Source organism: Hyunsoonleella rubra, from assembly GCF_042684665.1.
Taxonomy (GTDB): domain Bacteria; phylum Bacteroidota; class Bacteroidia; order Flavobacteriales; family Flavobacteriaceae; genus Jejuia; species Jejuia rubra.
Genome location: NZ_JBHULY010000034.1, coordinates 232278 through 255067, shown reverse-complemented (window position 1 = coordinate 255067; position 22790 = coordinate 232278). Strand labels below are relative to the sequence as shown.

General features: G+C 39.4%; 15 protein-coding genes. 7 read left to right on the top strand and 8 right to left on the bottom strand.

Annotated features, from left to right (window positions below; genetic code table 11):
- Positions 1 to 24: 24 nt before the first annotated feature.
- From cysC to ACFSR8_RS14305, 4 genes are read right to left on the bottom strand one after another with little or no spacing between them, the layout of a single operon-like run.
- Positions 25 to 609: an adenylyl-sulfate kinase gene (cysC, locus tag ACFSR8_RS14320; RefSeq protein WP_380293204.1), complete on the bottom strand. Its 585-nt coding sequence runs from the start codon at positions 607 to 609 to the stop codon at positions 25 to 27.
- Between the two features lie 5 nt (positions 610 to 614).
- Positions 615 to 1406: a 3'(2'),5'-bisphosphate nucleotidase CysQ gene (gene cysQ / locus ACFSR8_RS14315; RefSeq protein WP_380293202.1), complete on the bottom strand. Its 792-nt coding sequence runs from the start codon at positions 1404 to 1406 to the stop codon at positions 615 to 617.
- Positions 1406 to 3877, bottom strand: coding sequence for an exopolysaccharide transport family protein (locus tag ACFSR8_RS14310; protein WP_380293200.1), 2472 nt, complete (start codon positions 3875 to 3877; stop codon positions 1406 to 1408). The genes cysQ and ACFSR8_RS14310 overlap by 1 nt, the downstream gene beginning before the upstream one ends.
- A 9-nt stretch (positions 3878 to 3886) precedes the next feature.
- The gene (locus tag ACFSR8_RS14305) at positions 3887 to 4678 is read right to left on the bottom strand and encodes a polysaccharide biosynthesis/export family protein (RefSeq protein ID WP_380293198.1); all 792 of its coding nucleotides are present in this window, start codon (positions 4676 to 4678) and stop codon (positions 3887 to 3889) included.
- A gap of 102 nt (positions 4679 to 4780) precedes the next feature.
- Between ACFSR8_RS14305 and ACFSR8_RS14300 the strand changes: the two genes are divergently transcribed.
- Together ACFSR8_RS14300 and ACFSR8_RS14295 are read left to right on the top strand one after the other, a co-directional pair.
- On the top strand, positions 4781 to 6646 hold the full coding sequence (locus ACFSR8_RS14300) for an ABC-F family ATP-binding cassette domain-containing protein (RefSeq protein ID WP_380293196.1): 1866 nt from the start codon (positions 4781 to 4783) through the stop codon (positions 6644 to 6646).
- A 335-nt stretch (positions 6647 to 6981) separates the two neighbouring features.
- A complete protein-coding gene (locus tag ACFSR8_RS14295; protein WP_380293194.1) occupies positions 6982 to 7542 on the top strand; it encodes an O-methyltransferase in 561 nt (186 codons plus the stop codon).
- A gap of 23 nt (positions 7543 to 7565) precedes the next feature.
- Here ACFSR8_RS14295 and ACFSR8_RS14290 read toward each other — a convergent pair whose 3' ends face one another.
- The gene (locus ACFSR8_RS14290; RefSeq protein ID WP_380293192.1) at positions 7566 to 9140 is read right to left on the bottom strand and encodes a DUF5723 family protein; all 1575 of its coding nucleotides are present in this window, start codon (positions 9138 to 9140) and stop codon (positions 7566 to 7568) included.
- 175 nt (positions 9141 to 9315) lie between these two features.
- Positions 9316 to 11319, bottom strand: coding sequence for a DUF5723 family protein (locus tag ACFSR8_RS14285; protein WP_380293190.1), 2004 nt, complete (start codon positions 11317 to 11319; stop codon positions 9316 to 9318).
- Between the two features lie 172 nt (positions 11320 to 11491).
- On the opposite strand from ACFSR8_RS14285, the gene ACFSR8_RS14280 reads away from it, so the two are divergent.
- From ACFSR8_RS14280 to ACFSR8_RS14265, 4 genes are all read left to right on the top strand, one after another.
- A complete protein-coding gene (locus ACFSR8_RS14280; protein WP_380293188.1) occupies positions 11492 to 12064 on the top strand; it encodes a cob(I)yrinic acid a,c-diamide adenosyltransferase in 573 nt (190 codons plus the stop codon).
- 439 nt (positions 12065 to 12503) lie between these two features.
- Positions 12504 to 12725, top strand: a complete 222-nt coding sequence (locus tag ACFSR8_RS14275; protein ID WP_019387375.1) for a DUF2795 domain-containing protein — start codon at positions 12504 to 12506, stop codon at positions 12723 to 12725.
- A gap of 166 nt (positions 12726 to 12891) precedes the next feature.
- Entirely contained in the window at positions 12892 to 16245 is a 3354-nt protein-coding gene (gene secA, locus ACFSR8_RS14270) for a preprotein translocase subunit SecA (RefSeq protein ID WP_380293185.1), read from the top strand.
- Positions 16246 to 16399: 154 nt separating this feature from the next.
- Entirely contained in the window at positions 16400 to 18175 is a 1776-nt protein-coding gene (locus ACFSR8_RS14265; RefSeq protein ID WP_380293183.1) for a UvrD-helicase domain-containing protein, read from the top strand.
- 45 nt (positions 18176 to 18220) lie between these two features.
- On the opposite strand, the gene ACFSR8_RS14260 is transcribed toward ACFSR8_RS14265, so the two are convergent.
- Positions 18221 to 19225 (bottom strand): sugar kinase, encoded by a 1005-nt coding sequence (locus ACFSR8_RS14260; RefSeq protein ID WP_380293181.1) that lies wholly within the window; start codon positions 19223 to 19225, stop codon positions 18221 to 18223.
- 72 nt (positions 19226 to 19297) lie between these two features.
- Positions 19298 to 21451 (bottom strand): TonB-dependent receptor, encoded by a 2154-nt coding sequence (locus ACFSR8_RS14255; RefSeq protein ID WP_380293179.1) that lies wholly within the window; start codon positions 21449 to 21451, stop codon positions 19298 to 19300.
- Between the two features lie 231 nt (positions 21452 to 21682).
- On the opposite strand from ACFSR8_RS14255, the gene ACFSR8_RS14250 reads away from it, so the two are divergent.
- Positions 21683 to 22372, top strand: a complete 690-nt coding sequence (locus tag ACFSR8_RS14250; protein WP_380293177.1) for a DUF7103 family protein — start codon at positions 21683 to 21685, stop codon at positions 22370 to 22372.
- The last annotated feature ends 418 nt before the right edge of the window (positions 22373 to 22790 follow it).

Here is a 22790-nt window from a genome sequence, read left to right as displayed (position 1 = left end):
GCATTTCTCAAATATACTGCGGAATTAGAGCTTACTTTTTAAAACCTTTAAAATTTTATCAACGGCCTGTTGTGGACTTTCCTTTACCGTTTCAATTACGACATCTGGTGCTTCAGGATTTTCGAAGGGCGCACTAATACCTGTAAAGTTTATTATTTCATTAGCTCTAGCTTTTTTATACAACCCTTTTACATCTCGTTGTTCACACACTTCCAAAGGTGTATTTACAAATACTTCTATGTAGTCTTCACTTCCCACGATACTTCGTATCTCATGGCGAATTTTATTGTATGGGGTAATAAAAGCAGCAATAACCACCAAACCGGCATCTACAAATAATTTGGCTACCTCGGCCGTACGCCTTAAATTTTCAAAACGGTCCTCCTTGGTGAATTTCAAATCCTTATTTAGCCCCCGTCTGAGATTATCACCATCCAAAGCATAGGTGTGAAAACCTTGAGAGTACAATTCTTTTTCCAACAAATTGGCAATTGTAGATTTTCCAGAACTGGACAATCCCGTTAACCATATAAGGCAAGAGCCATGGTCTTTGATATTAGCCCTATCACTTCTGCTAATGGTATAGTTTTGTTTTTTTATATTCTCCATTTGGGCTAATGCACGATAAAATAAGGGTTCAACAAATCGGCTTTATTGTATTGTAATTCCTCCTGGCTGTCTACTTGGCTAACACTGACGCCAACGGCATTGCAAATGGCATGGCCTGCTGCGGTATCCCATTCCATAGTTGGAGCGAATCTAGGATAAATGGATGCCAAGCCCTCAGCAACTATGCAAAATTTTAGCGAACTGCCTTTGGAAACCAACTGAATTTTATGTCCTTTGGATTCTAAGGCAGATATATAATTAAGCGTCGCTTCATTTTGATGGGAGCGACTACCGACTACCTTAATTTCAGGGTCGCTATTTTTCGCACGAAGGATCTCCGTACTATTTTCAAATAATTCTTTGGCAAACATATGCTGTTTCAAAATACATTTAAAAGCCTTTCCCTCTGAAACAATGGCATAATATAAGATTTTGGCAACCGGTACATATATAACACCGAGGACAGGTTTCCCATGTTGAATTAAGGCAATATTAACGGTAAATTCTCCATTACGCTTTATAAATTCCTTTGTGCCATCCAACGGATCTACAATCCAACATGTGTCCCATGTTTGTCTAACTTCAAAGGCATCTTGCTTATTTTCTTCACTAATTATTGGAAGCCCTGTAGACTTTAAAACCCCATCAATGAATTGATTTGCTTTTTGATCGGCGATAGTTAAAGGTGAATTATCAGATTTTAAGTAAACATCCACATCTGTATGGTAAGTGTCCATTATTTCAGCACCAGCACCTATGGCCGCTTTTATTGCATAGGAAAGCATCTCTTTCAGCATTATTTAAACTTTAGCAATCGTTTAAACTTCACTAAAACACCTTTATCTTTCATGTTCTCATTATGATAGCCGTTGGCATAACTTCCGTAACCATAGCCGTAGCCATAACCGTAGCCATAACCGTAGCCGTATTTAGCTTTTTGATCATAACCATTATAAAGAAAGCTAAGGTTCTTGATCTCTCCTTTTTCGTATTTCGAGTTGATAAGGCTAATCATCCCTTTCTTTGTATAATCTTGCCTTACCACATAAATAGAGGCATCCGCATATTCAGTCAGTTCAATAGCATCTGCCACCAACCCCACTGGTGGTGTGTCCAAAACAATAAAATCATAATGCCCTTTTAAATCCTCTATTAAATCGCTCATTCTGTCATTCATTAAAAGCTCCGAGGGGTTTGGTGGGATAGGCCCAGATGTAATAACATCCAAGTTTTTGACCATGGTTTTTTGAACCGTGTCCTTCCATTCTTTTTGTCCGATAAGATAGTTGACCACGCCAATATCGTTTTTAATATCAAAATCCCCGAATATTTTCGGTTTTCTCAAATCTAAGCCTAGCAGTAGGGTTTTCTTGCCACCCATGGCAAATACCGTTGCTATATTAATAGAACAGAATGTCTTCCCTTCACCACTTACTGAGGATGTGACCATTACGGTTTTAGCGCCTTCCGCCTTTTGCCTTTTGTACACATATTGAAGGCTAGACCTTACTGCTCTAAATGCCTCGGATAACGACGATTTTGGCTGTCTTTGTACGGCCAAATTATTATCTAAAGTATTTTTTCCAACTACTCCTAAAACGGGAATGGAAGACAGCCCTTCCAAATCTTGGGGATTGTGGATTTTTGTATCGAAAATAGTTACAAGAAATGCCAATAACAAAGGAATCAACAAAGCTCCAAACAGGACAAAAATATATCTAATTCCTAAATTTCTGCCTAATACTTGGGCACCTGTGTTCTTGGCCGAGTCCACAATTACGATATCCGACACGTTTGACGCTTTGATAATTTCGGCCTCTCCCCGTTTGGCCAAAAACACGTTATAGGTTTGTTGGCTCAAACTATATTGCCTTTGAATGGCCAACAGTTCCTGCTGTTCTTCCGGTAGTTTTACAAATTTGGCTTCAACAGAGTATAATTGGGACTTGGTATCTTCCAATTCTTTGTTCAAGATGTTAGTAACCGAACTAATATTCTCTAAAAGTACTTTTTTGAGTCCTTCAATCTCCCTATTTAAATCATCAAAAATTGTGGCATTCTCTCTTACTGAATATTGCAACTTCGACTTTTCAACGGAGAGTTCATTAATTTTTGAAATATTACTAAGGATGTTTCTATCATCAATCCCCGCAATGGAAGGTGCAGGTATTTCTGTAAAAGCATTGCTCGTTAATAAGTAGTTTTTCAGATTGTCATAGTAGCTTAATTGCCTATTTATGGCCACTTGCTGGTTATCCAGAGAAGTAAACTTTTCGTTCAGCATTTCGCTTTCGCTACTCATTCCGTATATTTTCTTCTTTCTTCTGTAATCGTTAAGTTCTGAAGCATTTTCCGAAAGCTCACCTTTAACCCTTGACAATTGCTTATCAATAAAGGCAATGGCATTGGTTGCATATTGGTTTTTCCTGTTGAGTTGGTCTTCGCTTAATACCTCTACCACTGTATTTAAATAATCTACTATTTTTTGGGTATTCTTATCAATAAGCGAAATATCCAAAATTGGAGAATTTCTAGTGTTGGCCACATCGGTCCTAGCCCTATAACTGGCCACAATCCCATTAAAGTTTCTAAATTGAATATAAAACGTGGAACCAGGGACTATCTTTCTGTGATCTACTTTAATTAAATCCCCTTTTAAAAATGGCAGATCAATGGAATCGTTGATTTTATACTGCGCCTTAAAAGGCCCCATGGGCACAGAAACCTGGTGCATACTTTTGTCAAAATAGTTTTGAACAGCAGCCATATTCGATTGAAAATCCACTTCCAAATCATATTTGGTGGAGTCTATAAAAGTAATCTTTATGGGAATATTCAATAACTGTGGAAAATCGTATTGGTGGTTGAACCTAAAAGGGGCCGCTTTATATATATCCTTTTTTCGAAACCTACCATCCTGCAAATAGCTTTTGTAAAATTCCAAACGCTCTACCACCTTTTCATGGTGCGATCTGGACTTTAAGGTTACAATCATGGTCTGCACCTTGGAGGTAACCCCGCCCCAATTAAAAGTTAAACTGGCGTTTGATGTAAACAAAGGGTTACTATCGTCTTCAACAGAAATTTTTGTACCCAAGCGAAATGAAAACTCCTCTCGAATGTTTTTTTGATACACTAGAAAAACTCCTATTATAAGCAATAAAAGGAATAACTTCCAATAGCTTAACGCCCTAAACAAAAACTTCTTAATATCAAAAGTTGAAGAGGAGGCTGTGGTAGATTCCAGTACGTCAAATTCGTCGCTCATAATCAGCTGTTAAAGGTTTTGAACTAAGAAATATGTTGAAACCAACACGGAAAAAATGGAAACCACAGTACGTAGAGTTTGCGTTGCCGTTTCCCCCGCTCCCAGTACTTTGCGCTTTAAAGGCTTAACCAAAATAATATCATTAGGCTGGATGAAATAATAAGGTGATTTCATGGCCGCAATATCTGTTAGATCAATATGATGGATCTTTTGCCCATCAGGATATTGCCTTATGACCAATACATCCGTTCTATCACCCGTTGTCCTAATATCCCCGGCATTGGCCAAAGCCTCAATGATATTAACTCTGTCCTGAAACAAGGTGTAAACTCCCGTGCCGCCTGTCTCTCCGGTAACTGTGTAACGCAATCCGGATAGTTTAACAGTTACAAATATTTCAGCCGTTTCCTTAAAATAGTTGTTCAATAGTTCGTTTTCAACCTTATCTTCAATTTCCTCAACAGTAAACCCCAAAACATTGATTTCGCCTAAAATAGGAAACTCAATATTTCCATGTAAATCTACCGTAAAACCGTTGAAATACAACCCCCCTTGACTAGTCCCTTGATTTGCGCCATCAACCGGATTAAAAATAGCCGTTAATTCATTGTCCAATGCTTTAACATTGATACTCAAAATATCATTAACCTGCACCCGGTAAGGTTTAACTAAAGCCTGAATTTGGGATGCATCATCTACCACAGTACCTTTATCTTGCAAATACACCACATCTTTATTGGTGATACATGAGGAGAATAACACGCCAAAAATTAGTAGGTTAAACCAAATAAATCGCTTCATTCCTAGGGGTTTGAGTTGAGCAAATATAACCTTTCATCGTGAATAATAAAACTTTAATCGGATTTTTTGGTTTTTTATCCGTTATTTGCAAAAAACTTTCTTTTGAACTTTTTAACGGTCGAAAACATATCAAAATCCTATGGAGAACTCACACTTTTTGAAAATATTTCATTTAGTGTGCATAAAGATCAAAAAATAGCTTTTATTGCTAAAAATGGCACTGGCAAAACTTCTATTTTAAATATCCTTTCTGGAGACGATACTGCAGATTCTGGCACCGTTATTTATCGCAAAAACATCAAAGTCGCCTTTTTGTCCCAAGACCCAAAGTTTGACAAATCCCTTACTGTTGAAGACACCATTTTAGCCAGTGATAATCCGGTTTTAAAAATTATTTCAGATTACGAGAAATCCCTCTTGAACCCAGAAGATACGGATGCCTACCAAAAGGCATTCGATGCAATGGAACAGCATCAGGCATGGGATTTTGAAACCCTCTACAAACAGATTCTTTTCAAATTAAAATTGGAGGACTTAAACCAAAAAGTGAGCACACTTTCTGGTGGACAAAAAAAGCGATTGGCTTTGGCCAATGCTCTTATCAATAAGCCCGACTTGCTGATTTTGGATGAGCCTACCAACCATTTGGATTTGGAAATGATAGAATGGCTGGAGGATTTCTTTGCCAAGGAAAACATAACGCTTTTTATGGTAACACACGACCGCTATTTTTTGGAGCGTGTCTGTAACGAAATTATTGAACTGGATAACGGGCAACTGTATAGTTATAAAGGAAACTACTCCTATTATCTCGAAAAAAAGGAGGAACGCAAAGAACGTGAGGAAGTGGAAGCCGGAAAAACAAAACAGCTTTTTAAAAAGGAATTGGAGTGGATGCGCCGACAGCCTAAAGCGCGTACCACAAAATCCAAATCCAGAATTGATGATTTCTTCGAAATCAAGCACAAAGCCCATCAGCGCAGGAAGGACCATCAAATGCAGTTGGAACTTAACATGGAACGTCTCGGGAGCAAGATTATCGAGTTCCATAAAGTTTCAAAAGCGTTTAAGGATAAAGTGATACTCAATAGTTTTGACTACACCTTTAAAAAAGGTGAGCGTGTTGGGATTATTGGAAAAAATGGCACTGGAAAAACCACCTTCCTAAACATACTTACCCAAACCGCAAAACCAGATGGTGGCAAAGTGGTCAAGGGTGATACTGTAAAATTTGGCTATTACACCCAAAGCGGTATTACTATAAAGCCTGAACAGAAGGTAATAGATGTCATTCGTGAGTTTGGGGATTTTATTCCATTGAAAAAAGGCAGGCAGATTAGTGCGCAACAATTGTTGGAACGCTTTCTGTTCAGCAGAAAAAAACAGTACGACTATGTTGAAAAACTGAGCGGTGGCGAACGAAAACGGTTGTATTTGTGTACTGTGTTGATTCAAAACCCAAACTTTTTGATTTTGGATGAGCCCACCAATGATTTAGATATTGTCACCTTGAATGTTTTGGAAAATTTCCTTTTGGACTTTCCAGGATGCATAATTGTGGTGTCCCATGACCGCTATTTTATGGACAAAATCGTGGACCATTTATTTGTGTTTAAAGGTGAAGGGGTGATTGAAGATTTTCCAGGGAATTATACGGATTATAGGATTTACGAAGACAGCCAACCTGTTGTTTCGAGTGATGCTTCAGAAGACAAAAAAAACAAAACTTCTTGGAAGGAAAACGAGGCCTCAAAATTGTCTTTTAATGAAGAAAAGGAATTGCGCAATATTGAAAGTAAGTTAAATTCGTTGGCATATGATAAAAAGGAGTTAGAGAATAAATTCAATAATCCGGATTTAACTCAAGACGAAATTAACAAGCTGTCTGAAGATCTCCAGAAAATTATTGATACGATTGAAGCCAAGGAAGAACGCTGGTTTGAGTTGTCGGCTAAATTGGAAGAATGATGTTTCTCGCAAAGTTGCGAAGGCGCAAAGGAAACGTGTAAAAATTCCAAAAACTAAATTCCAAATTCCAACTATAAAAATCATGTTTAAGCCACAAATTTGAAACCTGAAACTCGAAACTGAAATTGTACCAATTAATTCAATATATAAAGTTTTTATTCAAGTCCACCAATCAGCACGGTGTGCACTCCCCTTTTGTGTTTGATTTGGTAACACAATGTTTTTATGACAAAAAAGAGTATCCTTCTTACGGAAGTCTAGCGAAGTATAAATCTTCATTGCTTCGGACCGACAGGTTTATTAAAGTCCATGATTTGGGGCCGGGTTCAAAAAAAATGAAGCAATCCGAAAGGCACGTTACCAAAATCGCAAAAACATCGGGTACGCCTTTAAAACGGGCAAAATTATTGTTTCGTTTATCCGAATATTTCAAACCAAATCACATATTGGAACTCGGAACGTCTTTGGGTATAGGCACCCATGCTATGGGTATCGGACAACCAAATGCAAGAATCACAACAGTGGAAGGATGCCCAAATCTTCATAATTTTTCAAAAGATATTTTAAATCAAAATCTGTCCAATGAAATTGAATTTATCAATGCCGATTTCAACAAAGTTGTTGGAGAATTAGCAACTAATAAATTCGATTTAATCTTCTTTGACGGGAATCACCAAAAAGAAGCCACAATACGTTATTTTGAAACCTTATTGCCAACCGCCCATAACGATTCCGTATTTATTTTTGACGACATCTACTGGTCAAAAGGGATGACAGAAGCTTGGGAAATTATCAAACAGCACCCAAAAGTCACTGTTACCATTGACACCTTTCATTGGGGGTTTGTATTTTTTCGTAAAGAGCAGGGTAAGGAACATTTTAGAATTCGACTATAAAGCCAAAAAATCCGGAACCTACCCTATTTTTCTGTCTTTTTCTTGGGACAGCCACCATTATCAGGTGATCCATATTCCTTCGGACACTTATCAAGATGATCAGGAACACCATCCACATCCTTATCATAATAAGGACAGCCATTATTTTCAGCAGGCCCGGCGTCCTCAGGACACTTATCATCTTTGTCGGCAACACCATCTCCATCATAATCGCCTTTTTGGCTTCTTTTACTTTTAAAAGTTTTATTGCGAGATTGGTACAACGGAATTTTTAAGCCCGCATACACATCAGCCCCCATAGTTTCCTGATTCGTGAATGCCGAAATCAATGCCCCAGAGCCAACATATAGTGGGCCAGCACGCAACCCTGCCCCTACTTGAAACCCGTTATATTCAATATAGCTCAGTGGCACAAAAAAACTGAACCATTTGCTTTCAAACCTTGGGGTAAGCGTAACCGTATTTAAAATGCGATTGGCGTTTTCAGAGCCATTTGAAATTAGCGAATAATCCGCATTGGCGTTGATATAGAATTTTGGGCTTAAACTTAAATCCACATTCAAATGTGCCGCCATTGGCAAAGAAGCCTCGACACCCCTCTGGGTACCGGTCAAGGTATAAAAAGTGTTCAAAATATCATCGACGCTATCGGCATCCTCAAAATCTTCTTCGCTCACGTCACTATTAGTAATGTTGTACGTTTCGGCCAAACCGTCATCATAGCTTATCTTTCCAATATCGGTTAAGGAAAGTCCGACCTTCAACTTATATTTATTAGTGCCTTTTTCATTTGAACTGGAATTGGCATAATCAGGTCGCCATTCGTAAACAAACCCGATATCTCCCCCAATTCCTGTAGCATCGGGTAGTTCGTAATCGTAATTTTCAGCATCAAAGTCGTCATAGCGCCCATAGGTTATTTCCCCTGTGGAAGAAATACTACCAGTGGTCTCACCACCTCCTAAATCGGTACCGTCGGCATCATACGCAATCATAACGTTTCGTCCCATAGCGTAAACGCTCCCTGCGCCTTGAAGATATTTAACCGAGACGCCCCCTTTTAAGAAGTGCTGTCCGTTATCCATAAGGGTTCTGGCGTAAGTCGCCCCTACCTCAATCCAACCGTGACCAAACCCATAGAAATCACCTTCGTTCACATTGAAATCCTCGGTGGTTTTATCATCCAATGCATCGGCAGTTTCACCATTAATTTCATTAATATTCACAAAGGAGCGTGCTCTTGAAAATATAGCGATTGAGCTTTTTTGATTGAGATTCAGCATGAATGCAAGTCCCAGAACATCGGTATTCAACCCCAAATTATTATCCATGGAAGGCGACTTTTTGGCGTCTGCATCAAAATCATACTCGTCTTTGAACACATCCATCACATTGACACCATAATAATCATTCCCAACAAACGTGCTCACGCCAATTAGGTTGACATCCACTTTATAATTTGAATCCGAAATATTAGCGGGATTTGAAATTACACCGTGGATACCGCTGTAATTATCCGTAAGAAACCCGAGGTAAGATTGGGATTGAAGCCACTGAAAACCTAAAAGGAGCATGGCCAGCAAGGTAATTTTTTTCATAGCAATCTATTTGGTTACTTAAAGGTAAATGTTTGGTGAAAAAATCTAATTAATAATCGTTTAAATGCACAAAATGTTGATTCATTGATGGTTTCCTTCAAAATATCACTGAATATCAGGCAAAAAAATCCCGGAACATAAATGCCCCGGGATTTGTTAACCAGTTGTATTAATATTAATTAGATTTAATCAAATTGATCTCTACCCTTCTGTTCAGTGCCCTACCTTCTTTGGTGTCATTTGGAGCAATTGGCTTGGTCTCACCATAGCCTTTGGCCGTCAACCTTGATGGATTTACGCCATTGTCCACCAAAAACTTCAGCACAGAATTGGCTCTGTTTTCCGACAGCCTTTGGTTCCATCCGCTACTACTTGTGCTATCTGTATGCCCCTCAATCATAAATCTAGCATTTGGGTATTCTTTTAATATTTTAACGATGTCGTTCAATACCTCATAAGATTCTTGATTGATTACCGGCGTACCGTAATCAAACAGAATTACTTTAGCGTACTCGTTCAAATCCTTTTGAACCTTTTCAATAACTTTCTTCGGACAACCATTGTTTTCAGCATCGCCAGGGGTGTTGACACAAACGTCATCCTTATCAGGAATACCGTCCCCGTCAGTATCCGTCCATGGACATCCATTATTTTCGGCAGGTCCTTTTTCATCTGGACATTTGTCTTCGTTATCCAAAACATCATCTTTATCCTTATCGCCCCAAGGACAACCGTTATTTTCAACAGGACCAGGTTTTGAAGGACAATCGTCATATTTATCCAAGATGCCATCTCCATCTTTATCCTTGGAGTCTTTATGGAAGAACGGAATTTTTAAACCGGCATAAACATCCGCCTGTCGGTTGTTATCACTAGCAAACGCCGATATAATGGAACCAGAGCCCAAATACAATGGCCCTGCACGCAAGCCTGCACCAATTCTGAAACCGCTACCCTCAACCACGGTCAGTGGCAGATAAAACCCAAACCATTTGCTTTCATATCGTGGGGTGAGCGACACATTGTTCGCCACGCGGTTGGCTGTTTTTCTACTTTTTTTCATTACCGAAAAATCCGTATTCAGGTTTAAATAGAACTTACCATTAAAATTATAATCCGCGTTAAAATGCAATGCGGTCGGAAGATCGACATCATAGCCTACCCCAGCGTCCGTCTGCGTATAAAAGTTGTTCAAAAAATCCCCAATATCGTCAGCATTATCAAACTCGTCCTCGCTCACCCCTGTGTTGGTAATGTTGTAGCCTTCCTTGATGCCATCTTTATAGTTGATGGAACCAATATCGGTTATAGACAACCCTAATTTTAACTTGTATTTGTTTAAAGCACGTTCATTTTTGAAGGCACCGCCCGACCTGTAGTCATAGTAGTCTGGGCGCCATTCGTAAACAAATCCTACATCGAAAGCAAAACCAGAGGCATTATCCGGAACCTCATATTCGTAATTATCGTTGTCAAATTCGTCAAATCGGCCGTAGTTGATAAACCCCGTGGATGAAATACTTCCCGTCGTCTGTCCGCCACCGAGGTCGGTACCGTCTTCGTCGTAATTTATGGTAACATTATTGCCTACGCCATAAATACTCCCCATGCCTTTCAAATATTTGATTGAGGCACCCCCTTTTAAAAAGTTCTGACGGTCATCCCAAATCACTCTTGCATAGGTTATCCCAACTTCTGCCCATGCATTGGCTAGGAAATCAAAATTGCCCTCATTAATATTGAAATCAGCAACATCCTCATCATCCAACGATTCGATAGAATTTCCATTGAGCTCATTAGCGTTGAAAAAAAATCTTCCCCTAGTAAATACCGCAATGGAACTTTTCTCCGAAAGGCTGAACATTACCGACGGCCCCAGCACATCAATATTTCCAAGCCCATTATTGTCATTAGTAGGAGTTTTTTTGGGGTCGGTATTGAAACTGTAGGTATCCTTAAATGAATCAAAAATATTAATGCCATAATAATCGTTAGCCGCAAAGCCACTTGCTCCAGCCAAATTAATGTCCAGTTTTAGTCTGGAGTCCGCAATATTGGCCGGGTTTGAAATCAGGCCATGGACACCGCTGTAATTATCGGACAAATAGCCTATAAAGGACTGAGCGTCAACAAAACACGACAAAGAAATAAAAAATAAAAGTAAAGTAGTTTTTTTCATAAATTAGGAGTTATATCGTTTAGCTTTTAGATGAATTTGATGTTTCAACCAATAAATTACCTACAAAAAGCAACAGCATTTTTGCGGTATTCCTGAATTTATCAAGAAGATATTAACACTTCTGGGCTCAGAATACATTGTAAAACTCTTTGAAATGCAATAACTTCGCTATATGAAGATTTACACAAAAACAGGAGATAAAGGCACGACCGCACTTTTTGGAGGCACGCGTGTGCCAAAACACCATATTAGGATTGACAGTTATGGCACAGTGGACGAACTGAACTCCCACTTAGGAATGATTCGTGACCAGGATATCAACGAGCATTACAAAGAGTTGCTCATTACTGTTCAGGACAAACTATTTATCGTAGGGGCCATTTTGGCTACCGACCCAGAAAAAGCAGTTTTAAAAAGTGGCAAAGAGCGTTTGAATATTGAGAAAATCACCTCGAGCGACATTGAACTTTTGGAGCAGGAAATGGACCAAATGAATGAGGCTTTGCCCCCGATGACACACTTTGTGTTGCCTGGCGGACATCAAACCGTGTCATTCTGTCATATTGCCCGTTGCGTTTGTAGGCGTGCTGAGCGATTGGCTTCGGCATTGAATGAACTGGAACCCTTCGAACCCAATGCCCTAACTTACCTTAACCGCCTTTCTGACTACCTTTTTGTATTGGCACGGAAGTTGTCGTACGACTTGCAAGCAAATGAAATTAAATGGATTCCTGAGAAGAAGTAAAGCTGGAAGCGCGAAGCATGAAGTTTGAAGTTTGAAGTTTGAAGTTTAGTGCAACGGAATTTAAGCCCTTGGAATTCTTAAATAGCAGTTTCGAATTTACACTGATGCCCACTTTTTTAAGCAGAGTGGTGTTCCCCTCCCTGGAGGGGCGAGGGGTGGGTTCCGCGTTAGGGATTGAACGCTTCGACTGCGCTCAGCGCAGGCTATATGTTTGAGCTCCTCGGAGAGAGCGAGTAGTGAAAGCCCGCCCCTTGTGGTAACGCCCAAAATAAAATTCAGAAAAGCTGTTATGTTGCGCTATTATTAACATGGCAAAGATAATTTCAAATGTTTGAGTAGAGTAAGAGACGTTCTTTTTATTAATGATTTAAATATTTCATTTTTTTCTTGTCTGTTTGAACTAAAAAATTATTTTTGCAAAAAATTAAATGTACAAGAAATGTATTGGACTTTAGAACTAGCATCGTATTTAAGTGATGCGCCGTGGCCAGCGACAAAGGATGAATTGATTGATTATGCCATTAGAACTGGTGCGCCTTTGGAGGTGGTCGAGAATTTACAGTCTATCGAGGATGAAGGTGATTCTTATGATTCGATTGAGGAAATCTGGTCTGATTATCCAACGGATGAGGATTATCTTTGGAACGAAGATGAATATTAAACATAAAGCATAAAGATTAGTTAAAAAGTCTCGATTTGAGGCTTTTTTTGTATCCTTTTGGGAGCAAAACGCTTAACAAAATGTATCTTTGGATACGCTTTTGAGCACATAATTAAAGTAGATATAGCGCTAGGCAGAGCCTAGGATAACATAAAAATAAAATCACATGGGTTTATTAGATTCAGTCTTAAAAGTATTTGTTGGAGACAAATCGAAACAGGACGTAAAGGCCATTACACCGATAGTGGACCAAATTAAGACCTTTGAAAGCGGGCTTGAGGCTCTATCGCATGACGAATTAAGGGGAAAGACAGCCGAATTTAAGGCGAAAATAGCCGAAGCGACAAAGGAGATTAGCGATCGGATTGCCAGTCTTACCGAAGAAGCCGAAAACACTGAAGACATTGACGCCCGCGAGGATATTTATGAGCAGATTGACCAATTAAAAGATGATGCTTATAAGGTGACCGAAGGCGTGCTGAACGATATTTTGCCTGAGGCTTTTGCCGTAGTAAAGGAAACCGCAAAGCGTTTTGTAAATAATACCGAAATTACTGTGGCAGCCAATGAGTTTGACCGCAGTTTATCAGGTGAAAAGACTTATGTTACCTTAGATGGAGAAAGTGCTACTTGGGCCAATTCCTGGGATGCTGCCGGGAAACCAATTACTTGGGATATGGTGCATTATGACGTACAGCTAATTGGCGGTATTGCATTACATCAAGGAAAAATTGCGGAGATGCAAACGGGTGAAGGTAAAACATTGGTGGCTACATTACCTGTTTATTTGAATGCTCTAGCGGGAAAAGGTGTGCATTTGGTGACGGTAAACGACTATTTGGCTAAACGGGATAGCGCATGGATGGCACCGATTTTTGAGTTCCACGGATTGAGCGTGGATTGTATCGACTACCACCAACCCAATTCCGCTGCGCGTAAAAAAGCGTACAACGCAGATATCACTTACGGAACCAATAATGAATTTGGTTTTGATTACCTACGGGATAATATGTCGCACTCGCCAGATGATTTGGTACAACGTCCGCACCATTATGCAATTGTGGATGAAGTGGATTCTGTTTTGGTGGATGATGCCCGTACACCATTGATTATTTCGGGACCAATTCCAAAAGGAGACCACCATGAATTTACCGAATTAAAACCTAAGGTAGATGACATCGTTAGCGTACAGCGTAAATATTTAACTGGTGTTTTAGCCGAAGCAAAAAAGCTAATCAAAGAAGGCGACACTAAAGAAGGAGGCTTTCAATTGTTGCGCGTATATCGCGGGATTCCGAAGAACAAAGCCTTGATTAAGTTTTTATCTGAAGAAGGCGTAAAGCAATTGCTTCAAAAAACCGAGAACTTCTACATGCAGGACAACAACCGCGAAATGCCAAAAGTGGATGCGGAACTGTATTATGTGATCGATGAGAAAAACAATCAGATAGAGTTGACCGATAAAGGCGTGGATTACCTTTCTGGTAAGGACGATCCTGACTTTTTCGTAATGCCAGAAATTGGTATTGAAATTGCCAAAATCGAAGAAAAAGGACTTTCAAAAGAGGAAGAAGCGGCTCAAAAAGAAGAGCTATTTAAAGAGTTTGGTGTAAAATCCGAACGTATCCATACCCTGAACCAATTGCTGAAAGCTTATGCCCTGTTTGAAAAGGATACTCAATATGTGGTGATGGACAACAAGGTGATGATTGTGGACGAGCAAACTGGCCGTATCATGGATGGACGTCGTTACTCGGACGGATTGCACCAAGCCATCGAGGCCAAAGAAAATGTAAAGATTGAGGATGCCACACAAACCTTCGCTACGGTTACTTTACAGAATTACTTTAGAATGTACCGTAAGCTATCTGGTATGACGGGTACAGCAGTAACTGAGGCTGGTGAGTTTTGGGAGATCTACAAATTGGATGTTGTTGAAATCCCAACCAACAGACCTATTGCCCGTGATGATAGAGAGGATTTGGTATATAAAACAAAACGTGAAAAATATAATGCCGTAATTGACGAAGTAACCCAATTGTCCAATGCCGGTCGTCCGGTGTTGATTGGTACCACTTCGGTTGAGATTTCGGAATTGCTAGGAAAAATGTTGAGCATTCGTAAAATTCCGCACAACATTTTGAACGCAAAACAGCACAAAAAAGAAGCTGAAATTGTAGATGAGGCTGGTAGAAAAGGCCAAGTAACCATAGCCACCAACATGGCCGGTCGTGGTACTGATATTAAGTTGAGTGATGAAGTAAAAGCCGCTGGCGGTTTGGCCATTGTAGGTACGGAGCGTCACGATTCACGCCGTGTGGATAGACAGTTACGTGGTCGTGCTGGTCGTCAAGGGGATGTGGGTAGCTCCCAGTTTTATGTATCGCTTGAGGATAATTTGATGCGCTTGTTTGGTAGTGAGCGTATTGCGAAAATGATGGACCGCATGGGATTGAAAGAAGGCGAAGTGATTCAGCATTCCATGATTTCAAAATCTATTGAGCGAGCCCAAAAGAAGGTGGAGGAAAACAACTTTGGGGTACGTAAGCGTTTGTTGGAATATGATGATGTTATGAATGCGCAACGTGAAGTGGTGTACAAGCGTCGCCGTCATGCTTTACACGGGGAAAGACTTCGTGTAGATTTGGCGAATATGATTTTTGACACTTCGGAAGGCATTGCCCAAACTAATAAAGACGCGAACGACTTTAAGAATTTTGAGTTTGAATTGATCCGTTATTTCTCGATGAGTTCACCAATTTCCGAGGAGGAGTTTGGAAAACTATCCGCTCAGGAAATTACATCTACGATATACAAAACAGCATTTGAGCATTACCGCGAAAAAATGGAGCGCAATGCTGACTTGGCTTTCCCGGTGATTAAAAATGTATATGAAAACCAGGGTGATAAATTCAAACGTATCGTAGTGCCATTTACGGATGGGGTAAAGAGTTTGAATGTGGTCACCGATTTGGAAAAGGCTTACGAAACCCAAGGTAAACAGTTGATTACCGATTTTGAGAAAAATATCGCTTTAGCCATTATCGATGATGCTTGGAAAACCCATTTGCGCAAAATGGACGAATTAAAGCAGTCCGTGCAATTGGCGGTGCATGAGCAAAAAGACCCGTTGTTGATTTACAAGTTTGAAGCCTTTGAACTCTTTAAAGCGATGATTGACGACGTGAACAAGGATGTGATTTCCTTCCTATTTAAAGGGGAACTGCCACAGGAAACGCAAGACACGATTCAAGAAGCCAGAGCCAGAAAGCGCGAAAAAGTGGAAACCTCAAAAGAGGAAATCCCGAATTTGGACGAGCGCTCGGCACAAAACAGGGCCGCGGGGAATACCCAACGCCAACAACAGGTAGTGGAAACCATCGTACGCGACCGACCTAAAATTGGCCGTAACGACCGGGTTACCATCAAGCATGTATTAAACGGTGAAAACAAAACCTTAAAATACAAACAGGCCGAACCATTAATCGCCAAAGGCGATTGGGTTTTGGTGGAGGATTAAAAAATTCCTGCGCAAGCAGGAATCTTTGAAATATTATAATCCCGACAGTGATGCTGTTGGGATTTTTTGTTTCTAAAATTTATAGAATTTAGTATATTCCATTACGAAAGAAAAGTAGTGGTATTTATCGAAACTATCTTAATTATTTGGACTATTGAAATTAACTGCAGAGCAAATCAAAATAATCAATTCAACCGGCAATATAAAAATAAACGCCGTAGCGGGTTCTGGGAAAACAACCACATTAATAGAATATGCAAAAGCGCGTCCTCCAAGAAGTAAAATACTCTATCTAGCCTTTAATAAGTCGGTTAAATTGGAAGCCCTGAAAAAATTCCAAGAAAAAGGAGCCACAAACGTTACAATTGAAACCGCACACTCCTTGGCTTTCAAAAAAACAGTGCTCAAACATAATTATAAACTCAGACCCCAAGGCTTAAAGACCTACGAGGTAGCTGATATTCTGGAACTCAGGTCGGATGGAGAAAAACACATTCAGTACATTTTAGCCAATCACATAAACAAGTTTGCCTCATATTTTTGCAATAGCAATACACCCAAGATCAAAGACTTAAATTACCTCGATGTTGTTTTTGACGTTAAGGCTAGAAATTTTATCAATACTTTCTACAACTACATTGAAAAAAACACAAGGCTTTTATTGAGCAAAATGGATAGTGGGGAAATAGAAATAACACATGATTTTTACCTCAAAAAGTTCCAGCTCTCGAACCCAAAACTTGATTTTGACTACATCCTTTTCGATGAAGGACAGGATGCCTCCCCTGCAATGCTTGATGTTTTTCTAAAACAAAATGCAACCAAAGTCATTGTTGGTGATACCCATCAACAAATTTATGGGTGGCGACATGCCGTCAATTCTTTGGAAAATACCGATTTTAAAACTTATCAGTTATCGACAAGTTTTCGATTTAATCAAGACGTTGCAAACCTTTCTGTGGAAGTTTTGAAATGGAAAAAGCACATAAACAACAATATTGATTTTTCAATAAAGGGAAAAGGCAGTACCCAAATTCACAGTTCCAAAGCGATACTTGCACGAACAAATCTCGGCCTATTGCTCAAAGCAATTGAATATGCCACTGAGAAAAAGAAAATAAAGCACATCTATTTTGAAGGGAACATCAATTCATACACATATGCTGATGAAGGCGCTTCATTATATGACATTTTAAACCTATATAACAGGAGGTATAGACGCATCAAGGACAAGCTTATTAAACAAATGAAAAGCCTTGGTGAGCTGGAAAATTATATTGAAAAAACTGATGATGTTCAGTTAGGATTAATGTTGGAAATCGTTCGGAAATACGGAAATAAAATCCCGAACATTATAAAAAGAATAAAAGACAAACACATAGATGGTGATGACAAAAGTAAAGCTGAAATTATTTTCTCGACAGTACATAGGTGCAAAGGGATGGAATATGATGCTATTCAACTGGTAAACGATTTTATTACCGAGGACACGCTTGAAAAACTTAAGCTGGACATCAAAAAAGGCATTGTTGAAATTTCAAAAATAAATGAAGAAATCAACTTATTGTATGTTGCCATCACAAGAACGAAGAATAGTATTCACATACCCGAAACTTTAATGCCAAAAAATTTCCCCAGGTCTTCAAAAATTCACATCACACCCGTTAAAAGCGAAGAAGAAAAAGCCTTGGTCAAAAATACCAAAACTACAGTCCCTGAACAGGACATTTTTAGAGAAAAGGCATATTCGGTTGAAAAAATCAGAAAAAAACATCTGCAAGCATATCGACCTTGGACAAGTGACTTAGATGAAAAGTTAATAACAATGTATTATGATGGCATAAGCATCCGGGAGCTTTCACAACATTTTGGCAGGACAAATGGAGCAATTAGATCGCGAATCAAAAAACTTGAATTAAAAAGGATATAATAATTGCCAATTTATTTATGTTCGCCAGATTCATACGTTTAAAACTCATCGCACAAACCGCCCCGAGGTATTACCTCCCAAAATACCCTTTACCTCTTTCACTGTGGTGTGGTTAATATCCCCTTCGTAGGTATGTTTTAATGCGCAGGCGGCACTGGCAAATTCCATGGCATCATAATCACCGTAGTGTTGCAAGCCGTAAATTAGGCCAGCGGCAAAGGCATCGCCAGTACCGATGCGATCCACAACATGAGTGATATCCAGATCAGTAGTTTCCCTAAATTCAGATCCGTTCCACATTCGGGCACGTATTTTATGCCATGAGGAATTGACCGATGTCCGTATTTTATCAAACACCTTTTCAATGGATGGAAACTTTTCCATGAGCATTTTTGAGGCTTCAATAAAATCGTCGTTGGAATACGAAAAATCCGTTCCCAAAGCCTCGTTGATTTCATCCATACCACCAATAAAAATGGTAGAAAGGTGCAACAATTCGGTTAAGGCCTCTTTCGGGTTTTTACCATACTGCCACAAACCACTTCTATAGGTAGGGTCCGCAGAAACTACCATCCCTTTTTCCCGAGCCAATTTTAAACCCTGCAAAAGTGTCTCGAAGGCCCCTTTAGACAAAGCCGGGGTGATACCCGTCCAATGAAACCAACTACCCTTTCTTAACGCGTGGGGCCAATCGACCCTCTCTGGTACAATCTCCGAGAATGCTGAATGCGAGCGGTTGTAGGATATGCTACTTGGACGCATCACCGCACCCACTTCTAAAAAATACACGCCTAATGGCTGTTTGGATCTACCAATCGAAGTTGTAGAAACTCCAAATTTCTGAATATATGATAGTGCCGCATCCCCAATAAAATCCTCTGATACTAAACTGATATGCTTTACTTTACCCCCAAAATTGGCAATGGAAATGCCTACATTCAATTCGGTGCCTCCGAAGAAAAATTCCACCATATTGGATTGAATAAATTTTTTGTGTCCCCGGGGCGAGATGCGCATCAATACCTCCCCAAAGGTAATTACCTGTCCCATATAGTACTTTTGATTTAAAGTTGAGACAATTTACAAAAGTTGCATTTAATTCCGAAGCAATGTTTCCATCAATTACAGATTATCCAACTGATTACTGGTTTTTTCCTCACTGATGGTCCAAAAGAAGCCTACGAAAAAGAATTGGTCTAAAGCCGGCCTCAAAGCCCGTCGATTAAAATTACCGTTCATATCGGGAGTGTTGGCATATTGGTAGCCGTTGATATTTCGGAAGCCTAAAATGTTATTTACCGATGCATACAATATCTTTTGTGGACTGATTAAATAGGCCCAATTTACACTTAAACTATTGAAGGATTTTGTTTTATCGTTTAAGAACCCCGGGTTGTTGGGATTAGTGAATGTTCTTCCTGATGCAAAGGCATAACTAAAACCCACTTGGCTTTTCCAATCGTCAATCCAATATTTCGCTACTGCGGAAAAATTATGGGTATTGGCAAAATTGGGTTGGGCCTTTTCAGGAAAATTGCGGTCGTCCCGTTTGGTATCCAAGTAGGAATAACTTAACCAATAATCCACATTTTTAATGCTTTTACTATCCCTCCAAAAGAAATCTATACCCTTTGCAAACCCAGATCCATCATTGCTAAAATTGCTTTGAAAATTCGGGAAATCCGTATCATACTTAGCCAAATTATCATAGCTTTTGTAATAAGCCTCTGCCCTAAAAATCTTTCGGTCGGAGTTATATTGATAATTCAAAATATAGTGACTCGCATTTTGGGGTTTAAAATTCTGATTAAACTTCAAAACATTGCTGGCCGGGTTTTGATAAAAATCGCCATAAGCCAAAGACAATTGGCTTTTGTTTGAAACTTTATAGGCCACGGATACCCTAGGAGCCAAAGTAAAATTTTCAAAAAGTGCGCTATATTCGGTGCGTACCCCAGTTTTAAAAGCCAAGTTCTTTGAGATAAAAATATCGGCTTCGGCAAAAATTGCGGCAATATTGTTGTCAAACCCGTATTCAGCATTTGTGATGGTATCGTCATTGAATGTTTCATCAAAATCCGTTGCAAAATATTCCCCGCCAAAATAGAGCTTGAAGCGATTACTGATGCGGTTTTTGAACTTTAGCTTGGCATGAACCGAGTTTTCGGTATCACGGATATCTATTACACCAAAATTCGTTTTGTTTTTGGCATTGGTGTAGCTCAGCCCCGTTTGCATACTCCAAGTATCGTTTAACTTTCCGCTATACGATCCATTCAAATAAAAATTATTATTGTTCAATTTGATGTATTGCCCCTCGGGCATATTGATATCTTCCTGAACAATCTCAAAACTGCTGGTATCAAAAGCACCATAAAGTTTAAATAGACCAGAATTGGTTTTTCTGCGGAACACGGCTTCCCCCGAGGCAGTTTGAAAAGGCTTGATAAATTCATTTCTGTTAGGGAAAATGGCATTATAAGGCGCCAAATTAATATAAGATGCATTGACGCTGATGGAACTTTTTTTCCATTTTTGGGTATTCCCGAGGGTAGCGCCCACGCTCATAATGCCGATATCGGTTTTTTCCTGATCGGGCTCATCCACTGTATTTAACAGCAACACACTGGATAGGGCTTGTCCGAATTCCGCGGAGTATCCACCCGTGGAAAAGGTTATCCCGTCAAATAAAAATGGGGAATAGCGGCCTCGTGTTGGGGCATTGTTGGTGGTGGGCGTATAGGGCGTAAATACCCGGATACCATCAATAAAAATTTGGGTTTCGTTGGCATCGCCCCCACGTACAAATAAGCGTCCATCCTCAGCCACCGTGGTTGTTCCTGGCAAGGTTTGCAATGCGCCCACAAAATCACCCAAAGCACTGGCCGTAGTTACCACATCCAATGGTTTTAGCGCATTCACCTTGCTATTGTCGCCTGCAGAAAATGTACCGGCAGACAGCACCACGGCATCCAAGGTATTGACATCTTCTTTTAACTTGACCACAACATTTTTCATATAGGAAATATCCCCAACCATTCTAAACGTTTCATAAGACAAATAAGAAATTACCAAGGTTTGGGTCCCTGTTTCCGATGTTGAAAACGAAAAGGTTCCGTTTTCATCTGACGTGCTACCGTCGTATGTGCCCTCCAAATAGATATTTGCACCTTTTATGGGTAAGCCTTTAGTAGTGGTGACCGTGCCATTAATAACACTCTGTGCTTGCAATTGCAGACTTAAAACTGAGATAAGAATGGTTAGAAGATTTTTCATTTTTGATTGATTGTTACTTATTGACCCTTCGACTTACTTCGCCTTCGCTCAGTACAAGTCGCTCAGGGCAGGTTGATGATTACGTTGCAAAAATGCATCAGAAGTTTGAACTGGAAAACTTCAAGTAACCGAACCGTACTTTTTTTAAGACGAATTGTAACGAACCCAAATTTGGCAAAAACTTCCCATTTGGGAATAATGTTTAACTTTAAAATCATTAAACCAACAATTATGACTGACCATCAAGACATTAAAACCAAACAGACCGACGACCAAATGCTGATTTCCTACATGCTTCTTAGAAAGATCATTGGGGGATTAGCATTCCTATTGCCCGTGGTGCTTGCCATTGGCGGTATTTTTTATGCCAAATGTGATTTTATCGAAAATTCAATCAGTGACTATTACCACACCGAAATGCGAAATATTCTGGTGGGCACACTCTGCGCAGTGGCCATGTTTATGTTTGCTTATAACGGCCACGACCATAAGGATAGGAATGCGGGTATCGTGGCATGTTTAAGCGCTTTAGGTGTTGCTCTTTTCCCCACCAGTGTGGACAAACTTTCATCGTGCGCCACAAAATGTATCGAATACAATTGCTGGATTGGGATAATCCATCTGGGTTCCGCTCTAGTATTTTTTGTGACACTCATTTATTTCTCATTGAAACTGTTTCCGTTGCCAAGAGGAAAACATACCGAAATGAGTGCTCAAAAAATCAAAAGAAATCATGTTTATAAGATTACAGGTTGGGTAATGATAATTTGTGTTGCCCTGATTATTATCTATTTTTTGATTGACGACAAGTTTCCAAAATTGGCAGATTTAAAACCTGTTTTTGTTTTAGAATTTATTGCCCTTTGGGCCTTCGGAATTTCATGGCTGACCAAAGGACAATTCTTTTTTAAGGACAAATAAAAGTATCTCGTAGCAAACCTACGAGATATAAAATTCCAAAAGTGAAATACCCAAATCCCAAAAGATAAAAAACCAAATTTCAAAAGGAATTTATAGAGTAGGATTTTAATCGACTTTCAAAAGTTTTTTATGTGTTTTTTTGATGCATTATTTTCTGTATATTGGAACTCCAAAAGTCCCCAAATTCAGCAAAAATACGTTAAAAAACAACCATAGATTTTATTTATAGTTAATGTCCAATATACTGAATACGAATTACTTTAATAAACTTATATAAATAATAAATTTACGTATTGAAATTTAGCACCCTTTTCAACAAAAACACCTCCTATTCCGGTGAAACTTTAGTCAAAAATTTATTTTTAAATTCGTGTAACATTTCAAAACTAATAGCTACCAATAGTGTAACTAATCCATC

What these genes read in the sequence shown, in the direction of transcription:
- cysC (WP_380293204.1), bottom strand. Translation starts at nt 609, where the DNA reads ATGGAGAATATAAAAAAACAAAACTATACCATTAGCAGAAGTGATAGG.
- cysQ (WP_380293202.1), bottom strand. Translation starts at nt 1,406, where the DNA reads ATGCTGAAAGAGATGCTTTCCTATGCAATAAAAGCGGCCATAGGTGCT.
- ACFSR8_RS14310 (WP_380293200.1), bottom strand. Translation starts at nt 3,877, where the DNA reads ATGAGCGACGAATTTGACGTACTGGAATCTACCACAGCCTCCTCTTCA.
- ACFSR8_RS14305 (WP_380293198.1), bottom strand. Translation starts at nt 4,678, where the DNA reads ATGAAGCGATTTATTTGGTTTAACCTACTAATTTTTGGCGTGTTATTC.
- ACFSR8_RS14295 (WP_380293194.1), top strand. Translation starts at nt 6,982, where the DNA reads ATGAAGCAATCCGAAAGGCACGTTACCAAAATCGCAAAAACATCGGGT.
- ACFSR8_RS14290 (WP_380293192.1), bottom strand. Translation starts at nt 9,140, where the DNA reads ATGAAAAAAATTACCTTGCTGGCCATGCTCCTTTTAGGTTTTCAGTGG.
- ACFSR8_RS14285 (WP_380293190.1), bottom strand. Translation starts at nt 11,319, where the DNA reads ATGAAAAAAACTACTTTACTTTTATTTTTTATTTCTTTGTCGTGTTTT.
- ACFSR8_RS14280 (WP_380293188.1), top strand. Translation starts at nt 11,492, where the DNA reads ATGAAGATTTACACAAAAACAGGAGATAAAGGCACGACCGCACTTTTT.
- ACFSR8_RS14275 (WP_019387375.1), top strand. Translation starts at nt 12,504, where the DNA reads ATGTATTGGACTTTAGAACTAGCATCGTATTTAAGTGATGCGCCGTGG.
- secA (WP_380293185.1), top strand. Translation starts at nt 12,892, where the DNA reads ATGGGTTTATTAGATTCAGTCTTAAAAGTATTTGTTGGAGACAAATCG.
- ACFSR8_RS14260 (WP_380293181.1), bottom strand. Translation starts at nt 19,225, where the DNA reads ATGGGACAGGTAATTACCTTTGGGGAGGTATTGATGCGCATCTCGCCC.
- ACFSR8_RS14255 (WP_380293179.1), bottom strand. Translation starts at nt 21,451, where the DNA reads ATGAAAAATCTTCTAACCATTCTTATCTCAGTTTTAAGTCTGCAATTG.
- ACFSR8_RS14250 (WP_380293177.1), top strand. Translation starts at nt 21,683, where the DNA reads ATGACTGACCATCAAGACATTAAAACCAAACAGACCGACGACCAAATG.